This window comes from Stutzerimonas stutzeri KOS6, from assembly GCF_000307775.2.
Lineage (GTDB): Bacteria > Pseudomonadota > Gammaproteobacteria > Pseudomonadales > Pseudomonadaceae > Stutzerimonas > Stutzerimonas stutzeri_B.
The window spans coordinates 1,284,337-1,297,538 of sequence record NZ_KK020676.1 but is presented as its reverse complement, the minus strand read 5'-3'; the positions used below and the strand labels follow the sequence as shown (position 1 = coordinate 1,297,538).

The 13,202-nt window shown below is 65.4% G+C and carries 14 protein-coding genes; 11 read left to right on the top strand and 3 right to left on the bottom strand.

Translation table 11 applies throughout. The annotated features are described in order from the left end of the window. The first annotated feature begins 8 nt into the window (after nt 1-8). Nucleotides 9-326, top strand: a complete 318-nt coding sequence (locus B597_RS34060) for an NAD(P) transhydrogenase subunit alpha part 2 (RefSeq protein ID WP_003284152.1) — start codon at nt 9-11, stop codon at nt 324-326. 3 nt (nt 327-329) lie between these two features. Beyond that, complete coding sequence (locus B597_RS34055) at nt 330-1,766, top strand: NAD(P)(+) transhydrogenase (Re/Si-specific) subunit beta (protein WP_003291697.1); 1,437 nt, start codon at nt 330-332, stop codon at nt 1,764-1,766. 70 nt (nt 1,767-1,836) lie between these two features. Here the strand turns inward: B597_RS34055 and B597_RS34050 are convergent, their stop codons facing one another. Both B597_RS34050 and B597_RS34045 read right to left on the bottom strand, forming a co-directional pair. Further along, a complete protein-coding gene (locus B597_RS34050; protein WP_003291696.1) occupies nt 1,837-2,427 on the bottom strand; it encodes an NADPH:quinone oxidoreductase MdaB in 591 nt (196 codons plus the stop codon). Between the two features lie 118 nt (nt 2,428-2,545). Next, on the bottom strand, nt 2,546-3,535 hold the full coding sequence (locus B597_RS34045; RefSeq protein WP_003291694.1) for a bile acid:sodium symporter family protein: 990 nt from the start codon (nt 3,533-3,535) through the stop codon (nt 2,546-2,548). Between the two features lie 89 nt (nt 3,536-3,624). Here B597_RS34045 and B597_RS34040 point away from each other — a divergent pair, with 89 nt between their 5' ends. The 6 genes from B597_RS34040 to B597_RS34015 all read left to right on the top strand — a co-directional run bounded on the left by B597_RS34040 (nt 3,625) and on the right by B597_RS34015 (nt 7,955). Then, nucleotides 3,625-4,425 carry an AraC family transcriptional regulator gene (locus B597_RS34040; RefSeq protein ID WP_024161964.1) on the top strand — a complete coding sequence of 267 codons (801 nt, stop codon included), beginning with the start codon at nt 3,625-3,627 and terminating at the stop codon, nt 4,423-4,425. A 166-nt stretch (nt 4,426-4,591) separates the two neighbouring features. Beyond that, nucleotides 4,592-4,801: a DUF1127 domain-containing protein gene (locus B597_RS34035; RefSeq protein WP_003291693.1), complete on the top strand. Its 210-nt coding sequence runs from the start codon at nt 4,592-4,594 to the stop codon at nt 4,799-4,801. A gap of 115 nt (nt 4,802-4,916) precedes the next feature. Continuing rightward, on the top strand, nt 4,917-5,234 hold the full coding sequence (locus B597_RS34030; protein WP_003291692.1) for a DUF2388 domain-containing protein: 318 nt from the start codon (nt 4,917-4,919) through the stop codon (nt 5,232-5,234). A gap of 111 nt (nt 5,235-5,345) precedes the next feature. Continuing rightward, on the top strand, nt 5,346-5,642 hold the full coding sequence (locus B597_RS34025) for a DUF2388 domain-containing protein (protein WP_024161963.1): 297 nt from the start codon (nt 5,346-5,348) through the stop codon (nt 5,640-5,642). 43 nt (nt 5,643-5,685) lie between these two features. Next, nucleotides 5,686-6,006 carry a DUF2388 domain-containing protein gene (locus B597_RS34020; RefSeq protein ID WP_003291690.1) on the top strand — a complete coding sequence of 107 codons (321 nt, stop codon included), beginning with the start codon at nt 5,686-5,688 and terminating at the stop codon, nt 6,004-6,006. Beyond that, complete coding sequence (locus B597_RS34015) at nt 6,003-7,955, top strand: DUF7844 domain-containing protein (RefSeq protein WP_003291688.1); 1,953 nt, start codon at nt 6,003-6,005, stop codon at nt 7,953-7,955. The genes B597_RS34020 and B597_RS34015 overlap by 4 nt, the downstream gene beginning before the upstream one ends. 367 nt (nt 7,956-8,322) lie before the next feature. Here the strand turns inward: B597_RS34015 and polA are convergent, their stop codons facing one another. Continuing rightward, the gene (gene polA / locus B597_RS34010; protein WP_003291687.1) at nt 8,323-11,067 is read right to left on the bottom strand and encodes a DNA polymerase I; all 2,745 of its coding nucleotides are present in this window, start codon (nt 11,065-11,067) and stop codon (nt 8,323-8,325) included. 76 nt (nt 11,068-11,143) lie between these two features. On the opposite strand from polA, the gene B597_RS34005 reads away from it, so the two are divergent. The 3 genes from B597_RS34005 to B597_RS33995 all read left to right on the top strand — a co-directional run bounded on the left by B597_RS34005 (nt 11,144) and on the right by B597_RS33995 (nt 13,199). Then, entirely contained in the window at nt 11,144-11,428 is a 285-nt protein-coding gene (locus B597_RS34005; protein ID WP_003291686.1) for a DUF2782 domain-containing protein, read from the top strand. A gap of 24 nt (nt 11,429-11,452) precedes the next feature. Then, nucleotides 11,453-12,406: a homoserine kinase gene (locus B597_RS34000; protein ID WP_003291685.1), complete on the top strand. Its 954-nt coding sequence runs from the start codon at nt 11,453-11,455 to the stop codon at nt 12,404-12,406. A gap of 166 nt (nt 12,407-12,572) precedes the next feature. Beyond that, nucleotides 12,573-13,199 (top strand): CDP-alcohol phosphatidyltransferase family protein, encoded by a 627-nt coding sequence (locus B597_RS33995; RefSeq protein WP_024161962.1) that lies wholly within the window; start codon nt 12,573-12,575, stop codon nt 13,197-13,199. The last annotated feature ends 3 nt before the right edge of the window (nt 13,200-13,202 follow it).

Sequence of the window (13,202 nt, the reverse complement as noted above, 5' to 3'; positions counted from 1 at the left end):
ACGCGAACATGGATCTGATTTCGGACGGCATCTACAACCTGATCATCTTCGTGCTGGCGATCTACGTCGGTTACCACGTGGTCTGGAACGTCACCCCGGCCCTGCACACGCCGCTGATGGCGGTCACCAACGCGATCTCGGCGATCGTCATCGTCGGCGCCATGCTGGCCGCCGCGCTCACCGTTACCCCGCTGGGCAAGGCCATGGGCACCCTGGCCGTGGCGCTGGCCGCGGTCAACGTGTTCGGGGGCTTCCTGGTCACCCGCCGCATGCTGGAAATGTTCAAGAAGAAGGACCGCAGCGCGGCCAAGGCGGAGGGCAAGTAAGCCATGAGCATGAACCTGATCACCCTGCTCTATCTGGTCGCCTCGGTGTGCTTCATCCAGGCACTGAAGGGCCTTTCCCACCCCACCACGTCACGCCGCGGCAACCTGTTCGGCATGATCGGCATGGGCCTGGCCGTGCTCACCACGGTCGGCCTGATCTTCAAGCTCGGCAGCGAGCTGGCCACCGCCGGCATCGGCTACGTGATCGTCGGCCTGCTGATCGGCGGCAGCGTCGGTACCGTCATGGCCAAGCGCGTCGAGATGACCAAGATGCCCGAGCTGGTCGCCTTCATGCACAGCATGATCGGCCTGGCCGCGGTATTCATCGCCATCGCCGCGGTGGTCGAGCCGCAGTCGCTGGGCATCGTCGAACACATCGGTTACGCCATTCCGGCGGGCAACCGCCTGGAGCTGTTCCTCGGCGCGGCCATCGGCGCCATCACCTTCTCCGGTTCGGTGATCGCCTTCGGCAAGCTCTCGGGCAAGTACAAGTTCCGCCTGTTCCAGGGCGCACCGGTGGTGTTCAAGGGCCAGCACATGATCAACCTGGCCGTGGGCCTGGCGATCATCGGCCTGGGCCTGGTCTACACCTTCACCGGCAACCTGACCGCCTTCGCCATCCTGGTGGCGCTGGCCTTCGTCATCGGCGTGCTGATCATCATCCCCATCGGCGGCGCCGACATGCCGGTTGTGGTGTCCATGCTCAACAGCTACTCGGGCTGGGCGGCCGCCGGTATCGGCTTCTCGCTGAACAACTCGATGCTGATCATCGCCGGCTCGCTGGTCGGCTCGAGCGGCGCGATCCTCTCGTACATCATGTGCAAGGCGATGAACCGCTCGTTCTTCAACGTGATCCTCGGCGGCTTCGGCGCCGACGCGGATGCCGGCGGCCCGGCCGGCGCGCAGCTGGAACGCAACGTGAAGTCCGGTTCGGCCGACGACGCCGCCTTCCTGCTGACCAACGCCGACACCGTGATCATCGTGCCCGGCTACGGTCTGGCCGTGGCCCGCGCGCAGCACGCGCTGATGGAACTAGCCGAGAAGCTGACGCACATGGGCGTCACCGTGAAGTACGCGATTCACCCGGTCGCCGGCCGCATGCCGGGGCACATGAACGTGCTGCTGGCCGAAGCCGAGGTGCCCTACGAGCAGGTCTTCGAGATGGAGGACATCAACTCCGAGTTCGGCCAGGCCGACGTGGTGCTGGTGCTCGGCGCCAACGACGTGGTCAACCCGGCGGCGAAGAACGACCCCAAGTCGCCGATCGCCGGCATGCCGATCCTCGAGGCGTACAAGGCCAAGACGGTCATCGTCAACAAGCGCTCCATGGCCAGCGGCTATGCCGGCCTGGACAACGAGCTGTTCTACATGGACAAGACCATGATGGTCTTCGGCGACGCGAAGAAAGTGGTCGAGGACATGGTCAAGGCCGTGGAATGATCGCCTCGCGCTGAAACGAAAAACCCCTCCCGGCCCACGCCGCGAGGGGTTTTTCTTTGCCTGTCGAAGGTCAGACGCTGAAGCCGAACACCTCGCCCAGATGCCGGCGATAGCGTTCGACATCCGCCTCGATCTGCGGCCGCTTCATCACGTCGACGCAGAGGAAGGTCGGCAGGCCCTGCATGCCGAGAAACTCGTTGGCCTTGTGGAAGGGCAGGTAGACCGCGTCCACGCCCTTGCCGGCGAAGAAGTCGCTGGGGTCGTCGAAAGCCTGCTGCGGCGCGTTCCAGGTCGCGGAAATCATGTAGCGCTTGCCCTGCAGGAGGCCACCGCTGCCGTACTTCTGCGAGGCATCGGAACGGGTACGGCCATCGTTGGCATAGAGGCTGCCGTGGCCGACCGTGAATACCTCATCGAGGTACTTCTTCACCGTCCAGGGCGCACCCATCCACCAGCCGGGCATCTGATAGATCAGCGCGTCGGCCCAGAGAATCTTCTCGACTTCTTCCTGGGCATCGTAGCCCGCGTCGATCTCGGTGGTCCTGACCTCGAAGCCGGCCGCCCGCAGCGTTTCGATGGCGGCCTGGTGCAAGGTGGCGTTGTATTGGCCAGCCGAGTGGGCGAATGCCTTGCCGCCGTTGAGTAGCAGAATCTTTTTCATGGAAACCTCACGAACACGATGGCGCGCAGCTTAACCTCGGCAGAGACAGCGTCCCAGAGCGGAGCAGGCAAATCATCTTTGCTCTAACGTCACGAATAGCCGGCGTATTGGCCGACAATCAGCTGGCCTTCACCACGGGCTCCAGTTCCGGGCGTGACGCGTAGCGCTGCGCGATGACCGCACAAACCATCAGTTGAATCTGGTGAAACAGCATCAGCGGCAGGATCAGGGTGCCCAGCGCGCCACCGGCGAACAGCACCTGCGCCATCGGAATACCGGTGGCCAGACTCTTCTTCGAGCCGGCGAACAGAATGGTGATGCGATCTTCCAGCTCGAAGCCCAGCCAGCGCGCGAGCAGCCAGATGATCAGCAACGCCAGCGCCAGCAGCAGGCAGCAGGCCAGCACCAGGCCAAGCAACTGCGGCAGCGGCACTTCATGCCAGATCCCCTCGACCACCGCATGGCTGAAGGCGGTGTAGACCACCAGCAGGATCGAGCTCTGGTCGACGTTCTTCAGCCAGCTCTTGTTGCGTGCCACCCAGTCGCCGATCCAGCGTCGCGCGATCTGCCCGGCAATGAATGGCAGCAGCAACTGCACGACGATCTTGCCGATGGCATCCAGCGTCGATCCACCTTCGCCCTGAGCGCCCATCAGCAGCAACACCAGCAGCGGCGTGAGGAAGATGCCGATCAGGCTGGAGGCTGCCGCGCTGCATACCGCCGCCGGGATGTTGCCGCGCGCCAGGGAGGTGAAGGCGATGGCCGACTGCACGGTGGCTGGCAAGGCGCAGAGGTAGAGCATGCCCAGGTACAGTTCGGCGCCGATCATCGGTGTCAGCAACGGACGCAGTGCCAGGCCGAGCAGCGGGAACAGCACGAAGGTGCAGCTGAATACCAGGAGGTGCAGGCGCCAATGGCTCATGCCGGCGAGGATCGCACTACCCGACAACTTGGCGCCGTGCATGAAGAACAGCAGGCCGATGGCCAGATTGGTGATCCATTCGAACACCACCACGCCCTGCCCGCGGGCCGGCAGCAGCGTGGCAATGGCCACCGCGCCAAGCAAGGCAAGCGTGAAGTTGTCCGGTAACAGGCGGGGTCTGGCCATGTGTGCTCCTGATTGCGAGTGGCTTGCAACGACATGCGGGGGAGTCTACTGTCGCCTCGACTATCCGACTAACGCCATCGGCCACACAAATGTCGCGAAAAGGACATGGGCAGCTCGCCCAGCGCAGCGTTCCGGCAATGGATACATTGCCGCGCCCGCTGTTCGCCCGCAGCGAATCACTGCCCGAGCGCACCACCACGCCGCGCCACAGCCATCCCTGGGCACAGCTCTCCTATGCCATCAGCGGCGTGCTGCGCGTGCACACCGACAGCGGCCGGTTCCTTGCCCCGCCACAGCGCGCCATTTTGATTGCCCCGGGCCTGCTGCATGAGGTGATCAGCTCGCCACAGACCGAAATGCGCAGCCTGTACATCGACCGGCGTGCCGTGGCCTGGGCACCTGCGCATTGCCAGGTGCTGGCCGTCAGCCCGCTGCTGCGCGAGCTGATCCGCGCGTTCGGCGCGCTGCCGGTGGAGTACGACGAAGGGGGTGCCGACGGTCGCCTGGCGGCGGTGTTGCTGGACCAGTTGCGGGCCGCACCGGCGATCGGCTATTCCCTGCCCTGGCCTGGCGATGCCCGGCTGCGCCAGGTCTGTGAGGCGCTTTACGAGCAGCCCGACCTTTCACTCAGCCTGACGCAATGGAGCGAGCGGCTGCAGGTGTCCGAGAAGACCCTGACGCGCCAGTTCCAGCGTGACACCGGCCTCAGCTTCCGCGCCTGGCGCCAGCGATTGCGCCTGCTCAGCGCCCTCCCCCTGCTGGAACATGGCCAGCCGGTCACCGACGTGGCGCTGGCCTGCGGCTACGAATCCACCTCGGCCTTCATCGCCGCCTTTGGCCAGCAATTCGGCACCACGCCCGGCACTCTGGCACGGGCGCCACGTCGCTAGCCGCTCCACGGCAAAACAGTTGCTGCTGCCGCGCAGCGGTACAGCTTCGCGTATCACTAAACTGAACCGGCACAATCGAATTTCCCTGTGGCTGTTGCACGCATTGGGCGCGCGCGATCCTGTATGCCCATAACCGCACCCGGTCACACCGGGAAGGACGTGCACCATGGACCGCACACTGCCTCGTCCGTACGTTGCCACCCGTGCCAGCCGCAACTGGCGGCAGTTGCTGCAAGTGCTGCAAGTGCTGCAGCGTTGGCAACGCAATAGCCGTACCCGCCAGCAACTGGCCCAGCTCGACGACCGCCAGCTGGCCGACATCGGCATCAGTCACAGCGAGCGCGCAGCAGAACTGGACAAGCCGTTCTGGCGCTAAGGCGACAGCAACTATCCAGCCAGCCAATCCCGGCCTATGCTGCGTGCCGACGGCCGCAGCGGCGGGAACGCGACGCACTTGGCGCGGTCTAGAGCCTCACAACTGGAGATCTGCCATGTCCCGAATCCTGCTTCCCCTCTTCACTGCCGGTCTGCTGCTGAGCGGCGGTGCCTCGGCCGCCAGCTTCAGCGCCACCACCGACATGCTGGTCGGCGGCCTGATCAATACCGTGGACGCCACCTCTGACCTGAGCTCGTCCCTGCGCGACGACAAGCTGGTGCTCGACGCTCGCGACGATGCCGCCCGCTTCGTCGCCAGCGAAGGTGACCTGCGCGGCGTGCAACTCGAGGCGGCGTTGCGGCACATTCGCAGCCAGCAGCCACGACTGGAAGCCAGCGATCTGCAACTGGCCCAGGCAATACTCGCTCTCTGAAGCCCCGAGCGGCGCGACCGAACGCAGCCGAAACCTGCGGATGCAAAGGACACTGGCCCTGGCGAAGGCCTTTCGCTAGCCTTGGGGCCGTTTTCCGGCAACAGGTTTCACATGCGCAGGTTTCCAATCGCCATTCTGGCACTCATGCTCGTCACCGGCTCGGCACACGCCTTCGATGTCACCATCGCGGGCGGCGTGCAGAGCAGCTTCGTCAGCAGCAAGCTGACCAGCGCCCCCTTCGACAACAAGCTGATCGCCGAAGCCCGCGACGATGCGGCCAGCTTCGTCGCCAGCGAGGGGCAGCTCGTCGCGGCACGCCTGCAGGCCGCCTTGTCGCGCCTGCGCCAGGAGCATCCGGGGCTCGCCGCCAGCGACCTGGAACTGGCCGAAGCGATCCTCATCCAATAGCCGCACCGGCCTGCCGGTGCTCCGACCCGTGAGAAATTCATCCATGTACAAGCTATTGCTCGCCGCCCCTCTGGCGCTGGCCGTGTTCGCGGGCACCGCCCACGCGCAGACGCTGGTCGCCACCAGCAATATCGTGGTCCGCGCACTGGATCGCAGCATCAACTTCACCTCCGACGTGACTAGTCGCGTCAGTGACATGAAGATCATCGTCGAAGCGCGTGAGGATGCCGCCAGCTTCGTCGCCAGCGCCGGCGAGATCCGCGGTGCGCATCTGGAAGCAGCCATCGGCTCGCTACGCAGCGAGTTTCCCGGGGCGCGAAACGCCAGCGACCTGCAGCTGGCCGAAGCCATCCTCTCGCTGTGATCCACGCCCGCGCCTGGCTGCTGGCGAGCTGCCTGAGCCTGGCCGCAACCGCTGCCCAGGCAGACCTGCGCCTGGTATTCGACCAGCACGAACTGTCGACAGAGCAAAGCGCCGCCAGCCAGGCACTGCTGGACGAAGCCATGGCCACCCTGCCGCCACGGCTGGTGCGCGCCCTCGACCGCGAAGTGCGGGTGCAGTGGCGCGACGACCTGCCGGAGCAAGCCTACGGACGCGCCGGTGGCAATCGCCTCGAGCTCAATCGCCGCCTGCTGCCGGCGCTCAGCGACGGCAGCGCCGCCAGCCAGCGTACCGACCGTCCGCATGGCACGGTGCGACGTGAGCTGCTCGCCACGGTCGTTCACGAAGTGGCGCATCTGTATGACCGCGCGCGCCTGTGGTCGCCCGGGCAGCAGCTGCTGCAGGGCCAGTGCCGCCAGCGTGCCGCCAGCCTCGGACTGATCGGCCTGCCTGACGGCTGCCGGGGACAGACCGCCCGCCGCTTCACACTCAGCGACGATCCGCGCCTGCTCGACCTAGCCGGCTGGCCGCAGCGCATCGGCAAGCGCGGCCAACGTGAGCAGGACAACGCCCAACTGTCGCGCAGCCCCGATCCTTACGAGCTGACCAGTCCGCTGGAATTCGTCGCGGTGAACCTCGAGTACTTCCTGCTCGATCCCAGTTACGCCTGTCGACGACCAACGCTGCATCGTTACTTCAGCGAGCACTTCGATTGGGCACCAGAGCCCCTCGATTGCGCCAGCGGCTATCCCTTTCTCAACGCCGGCCGCGAGTTCGGCCGCACGCCCCTGCTGAGCCTCGACCCTGCGCGCGTCTACCAAGTCGACTACCTGTTCGCCGAAGCCAACGACGCCTGGGTCAGCCGCTGGGGCCACAGCATGCTGCGCCTGGTCATCTGCGCCCCCGGCCGCCAGCCCGGCCCCGATTGCCGGCTGGATCTGGACCATCACCTGGTGCTGTCCTTCCGCGCGTTCGTCGACGACGTGCAACTATCCAGCTGGGACGGTCTCACCGGGGTATATCCGTCGCGACTGTTCATCCTGCCACTGGGCCAGGTGATCGACGAATACACCAAGGTGGAACTACGCGGGCTGGCCTCGGTGCCGCTGAAGCTGCAGCGCGAGGATATTCGCGCGCTGGTCCAACGCAGCGCCGAGCTGCACTGGAGCTACGACGGCGACTACTACTTCCTGTCCAACAACTGCGCGGTGGAAACCCTCAAGCTGCTGCGCAGCGGCACCGCACGCAACGAACTCGTCGCCCTGGACAGCATCCTGCCCAATGGCCTGCTGGAGATCCTGATCCACCGCGGCCTGGCCGACGCCAGCGTACTCGACGATCCGCGTGAAGCGCTTCGCCTGGGCTATCGCTTCGACTCCTACCGTGATCGCTACCAGGCGATGTTCACCATCCTCAAGGAGCGCCTCGGTCTGCCGCAGGACGGCGTCGAAGAATGGCTGGAACTCGACGCCGTCGAACGCCAGCCGTGGATCGAGCGCGCCGACCTGCGCGCCGCTGCCGCCCTGCTGCTGGTCGAACAGGCCGCCCTGCGCCGCCAGTTGCTGCTGGCCCAGGATGAACTGAAGAACCGCTACCTCGGAGGCCGTGGCCGGGACGCCACGCTGAACAAAGCCGACGGCGCCCTGCAGCAAATCCTCGCCAACAGCGGCTACCTCAGCCGCCCCGCCGAACTGCTCGACGGCCAGGGCTACGGCCTGCCACAGCCCAGCGAATGGACCCGCCTGGAACGCGAAAGCGAACAACGCCAACTACGCCTGAATCAGCTGAGCGAGGAACTGGACCAGGAAGTCCGGGTGCTGCTGGGGGACGAGCGGAGGAAGGAGCTGGAAGCGATCGAAGTGAATCTGGCCCAGATCGGCGAGCATCTGCGCGGGTTGCACAAGGCTGGGGGTGGGTTGGAATTGCCGTGAAACGGCAAGTTGCACAGCCTGCTCAAGCTCGCCAGCAATCACGTTGGCAACAGCTTATCCACTGACTTATCCACAGCAGCACTGCGCAAGAGTTTGCACAGCATGGCGATTACGACCAAGCGCCTCGATCCGAGCGAACCGGCTTTTCTGCAGGCAAAAAAAACCTCGAACTTCGTTGGGGGAGGGGGAAGTTCGAGGTTCAAATCCGGACCGCTAGGGCGGGGTCCAGAGATCTGCCAACACTTAACACAACAAGGAGCATTGAAGGGCTTTCACACCCTTCGCAAGCTCTGACCGCCGGGCTACAGCGGAAGTTCAACGCGGGAAAAAAAATTTCGTCGGCTAACGACAACGTTCGGCAGCCCGGTCAGTGCGCCTCGTCCCAGTTATTGCCAACACCCGCCTCCACAAGCAGCGGCACATCGAGACTGGCGGCCTGGCTCATCAGCGGGCAGATGGCTTCGCGTACCTGCTCGAGCAGGTCCTCGCGCACCTCCAGCACCAGTTCGTCGTGCACCTGCAGGATGACGCGGGCGTCCAGTCCACTTTCCTGCAACCAGCCGTCCACCGCGATCATGGCGCGCTTGATGATGTCCGCCGCGGTGCCCTGCATCGGCGCATTGATCGCGGTGCGCTCGGCACCCTTGCGCATGGCGCCGTTCTTCGAGTTGATTTCCGGCAGATACAACCGACGGCCGAACAGCGTTTCGACGTAGCCCTGCTCCGCGGCCTGGGCACGTGTGCGCTCCATGTAGGCGAGCACGCCCGGGTAGCGGGCGAAGTAGCGGTCGATGTACTCCTGCGCTTCCTTGCGGCCGACGTCGATCTGCTTGGCCAGGCCGAACGCGCTCATGCCGTAGATCAGGCCGAAGTTGATCGCCTTGGCACTGCGTCGCTGGTCGTTGCTGACCTGCTCCAGCGGCACGCCGAACACCTCGGCGGCCGTGGCGCGGTGCACGTCCAGATCGTTCTGGAAGGCATGCAGCAGGCCGGCGTCCTGCGCCAGGTGGGCCATGATGCGCAGCTCGATCTGCGAGTAGTCGGCCGCCAGCAGCTTGTAGCCCGGCGCGGCGACGAAGGCCTGGCGGATACGCCGGCCTTCGGCGGTGCGGATCGGGATGTTCTGCAGGTTCGGGTCCGAGGAGGACAACCGGCCGGTGGCGGTCACCGCCTGGTGATAACTGGTGTGGATGCGCCCGGTGCGCGGATTGATCTGCTGCGGCAGCTTGTCGGTGTAGGTGCCCTTGAGCTTGCTCAGGGAGCGGTGCTGCATGATCACCTTGGGCAGCGGGTAATCCTGCTCGGCCAGTTCGGCCAGCACGCTTTCGGCGGTGGACGGCTGGCCGCCAGCGGTCTTGGAAATCACCGGGCAGCCGAGCTTGTCATAGAGGATCGCGCAGAGTTGCTTCGGCGAGCCGAGGTTGAACTCCTCACCGGCGATGTCGAAGGCCTCGCGTTCCAGCTGCACCAGCTTCTCACCCAGCTCGACGCTCTGCTGGCCGAGCAGTTGCGCATCGACCAGCGCGCCGTTGCGCTCGATGCGCGCCAGCACCGGCACCAGCGGCATCTCGATCTCGGTCAGCACCTTGAGCAGCGATGGCGTCTGTTCCAGCTTGCCGAGCAGGGTCTGATGCAGGCGCAGGGTGACATCGGCATCCTCGGCGGCGTAGGGCCCGGCCTGCTCGATGGCGATCTGGTCGAAGGTCAGTTGCTTGGCACCCTTGCCGGCGATGTCCTCGAAGCGGATGGTGCCGCGACCCAGGTACTTGAGCGCCAGGCTGTCCATGTCGTGGCGGGTGGCGGTGGCATCGAGGACGTAGGATTCGAGCATGGTGTCGAAGGTCATGCCGTGCATCTCGATGCCATAGTGCATCAGCACGTTCATGTCGTATTTGCCGTGCTGGCAGATCTTGGTCTTCGCCGGATCTTCCAGCAGCGGCTTGAGCGCGCCGAGCACAGCATCCAGCTCGAGCTGCTGCGGCACGCCCATGTAGGAATGGCGCAGCGGCACATAGGCCGCCTGGCCCGGCTCGACGGCGAACGACACGCCGACCAGCTCGGCGCGCTGGGCATCGACGCTGGTAGTCTCGGTATCGAAAGCGAAGCATTCGGCCGCCTTCAGACGCGTCAGCCAGCGGTCGAAATCGGCCTGTTCCAGCAACGTCTCGTACTGTGCCTCGGCCTGGATCGAGCAGCCCTCGGGCTGCACCTCGCAGTTCTCGCCCGCCGCCTTGGCCTCGCGCAGCAGGTCGTCGAGCCAGTTCTTGAACTCCAGCTCGCGGTACAAGGCGATCAGCGCCTCGCGGTGCGGCTCGCCGGGCATCAGGTCGCCAACCTCGACGTCCAGCGCCACGTCAATCTTGATCGTCGCCAGCTCGTAGGACATGAAGGCCGCGTCACGGTGCTCGGCAAGCTTGGCGCCGAGACTCTTGGCGCCACGGATCGGCAGCCCGGCGACCTGTTCGAGATTGTCGTACAGCCCCTTGAGCCCGCCGGGAATACCGTTGAGCAGGCCGCAGGCGGTCTTCTCGCCGACGCCCGGCACGCCGGGGATGTTGTCGACCTTGTCGCCCATCAGCGCGAGGAAGTCGATGATCAACTCCGGGCCGACGCCGAACTTGGCCTTTACGCCCTCGATGTCGTAGACGCTGCCGGTCATAGTGTTGACCAGCGTGACGTGCGGGCAGACCAGCTGGGCCATGTCCTTGTCGCCGGTGGAGATCACCACGTCGCGACCCAGCGCCGCGCACTGCCGGGCCAGGGTGCCGATCACATCGTCGGCCTCGACGCCTTCCACGCACAGCAGCGGCATACCGAGGGCGCGGACGCTGGCATGCAGCGGCTCGACCTGGGAGCGCAGGTCATCCGGCATCGGCGGACGATGAGACTTGTAGTTCTCGAACAGCGCGTCGCGGAAGGTCGGACCCTTGGCGTCGAAGACCACCGCGAACGGGCTGTCCGGATACTGCCGGCGCAGGCTGAGCAGCATGTTCAGCACGCCCTTGACCGCGCCGGTCGGCTTGCCGGTGGAGGTGGTCAGCGGCGGCAGCGCATGGAACGCACGATAGAGATAGGACGAACCGTCCACCAGGACGAGAGGGGCTTGGCTCATGAGCGGAATCAACCTTTTCGGCGGGCCCGGAGCTAGAATGCGAAGGACCACTTATCGACAAAGGGATAAGGTTACCATGCGCGCTCTCAAACACCTGATGCTGGCCAGCCTGCTGGCATGCGCCCCGCTGGCCGGCTTCGCCCAGGAGTCGGTAGACGGCGAGCCGGACGTCACCATCCGCCAGGAAGGCGACCGTACCGTCGAGGAGTACCGCGTCAACGGCTTTCTCTATGCCGTGAAAGTCACCCCCAAGCACGGCAAGCCCTACTTTCTGGTGCGCGCCGACGGTAACGATGGCAACTTCGTCCGCTCCGACCAGCCGGACATGCTGATCCCATCCTGGAAGATCTTCAGCTGGTAACCGATCATCCGCGAGGAGGACAGCATGTCGGTATTCACGCCCCTGCAACACGATGAGCTGGAGGCCTTCCTGGCGCCGTACCGGCTTGGCCGGCTGCGCGATTTTCAGGGCATCGCCGCGGGCAGCGAGAACAGCAACTTCTTCGTCAGCCTCGAGCAGGGCGAATACGTGCTGACGCTGATCGAGCGTGGCCCTACCCAGGATCTGCCGTTTTTCATCGAACTGCTCGACGTGCTGCAGCGCGCCGGCCTGCCGGTGCCCTATGCGCTACGCACCGAGCGCGGTGAAGCCCTGCGCGAACTGGCGGAAAAGCCCGCACTGCTGCAGCCGCGACTGCCCGGCAAGCATGTGGTGGAGCCCAATCCGCACCACTGTGCCGAGGTCGGTCGGCTGCTGGCCCGCCTGCATCTGGCCACCCGCGGGCATATCCTCGAACGCGCCAGCGACCGTGGCCTGGACTGGATGCAGGAACAGGGGCCGAGCCTGGCACTGAGCCTGCCCGAAGAGCAGCTGCCGCTGCTGCGCGACGGCCTGGCAGAGATTGCCGAACTGCGGCCGAAGCTCCTCGCCCTGCCGCGCGCCAACCTGCATGCCGATCTGTTCCGCGACAACGTGCTGTTCGAAGGTACTCACCTGACCGGCGTGATCGATTTCTACAACGCCTGCTCCGGGCCGATGCTCTACGACCTGGCCATCGCCGTGAACGACTGGTGCTCGCACCCCAACGGCGAGATCGACGGCGAGCGTAGCGAACCGCTGCTGGCGGCCTACTCGGCGCTGCGTCGTTTCACCCCGGCCGAAGCCGAGCTCTGGCAGCCGATGCTGCGCGTGGCCTGTGTACGCTTCTGGTTGTCGCGCCTGATCGCGGCGCAGCATTTCGAGGGCAAACCGGACGTGCTGGTAAAGAATCCCACGGAGTTTCACCGGCTACTGAAAGCTCGCCAGCGTCCCGACAGCGTGCTGCCTTTCGCCTTCTGAGCGCCGCCCTGAGCGAAAGCGTTCAACGCTTCGCAAAATGGCCCGCCAGGAACGGCAGATGCTTGCGACAGCTCGGGCTTTGTCGCAGAGTGCCGAGCGCGCACGGGACCTGCAGGCAGCCGCCCGGAGCGCTCGAAAGCCCCTCATCATCGAAAGGAATCGATGCATGCCCTCCATCTATCAGCTCAAGCCCCGTTTCCAGGCGCTGCTGCGCCCGCTGGTCCGGCGCCTCTTCGACCACGGCGTGACAGCCAACCAGGTCACCGTGGCTGCACTGGTCCTATCGCTGGGCGTCGCCGCTGCGGTCGCGCTACTGGCCGAGCATCGCGGGATATTTCTGCTGATTCCGCTGTGGATGCTGCTGCGCATGGCACTGAATGCCATCGACGGCATGCTGGCCCGCGAGTTCGGCCAGCAATCGAAGCTCGGCGCCTACCTCAACGAACTCTGCGACGTTGCCGCCGACGCGGCGCTCTATCTGCCGCTCGCGCTGGTAGCCGGCGTCTGGCCTGGCGCCGTGGTGCTGGTGGTGGTGCTGGCGGCGCTGGCCGAATATGCCGGCGTGCTCGGCCCGATGGTTGGTGCCTCGCGACGCTACGACGGCCCCATGGGCAAGAGCGACAGGGCGTTCGCCTTCGGCCTGCTGGCCACCGGCATTGCCCTGGGCCTGCTGCCCGCCGCGTGGGTGAACGCCCTGTTGCTGCTGGTCGCCGTACTGTCCGTTCTCACGCTGGCCAACCGGGTCAGGCGAGGCCTGGCGGAAACCGCATCGGTACGAACCGCAGCGAACTGAAGC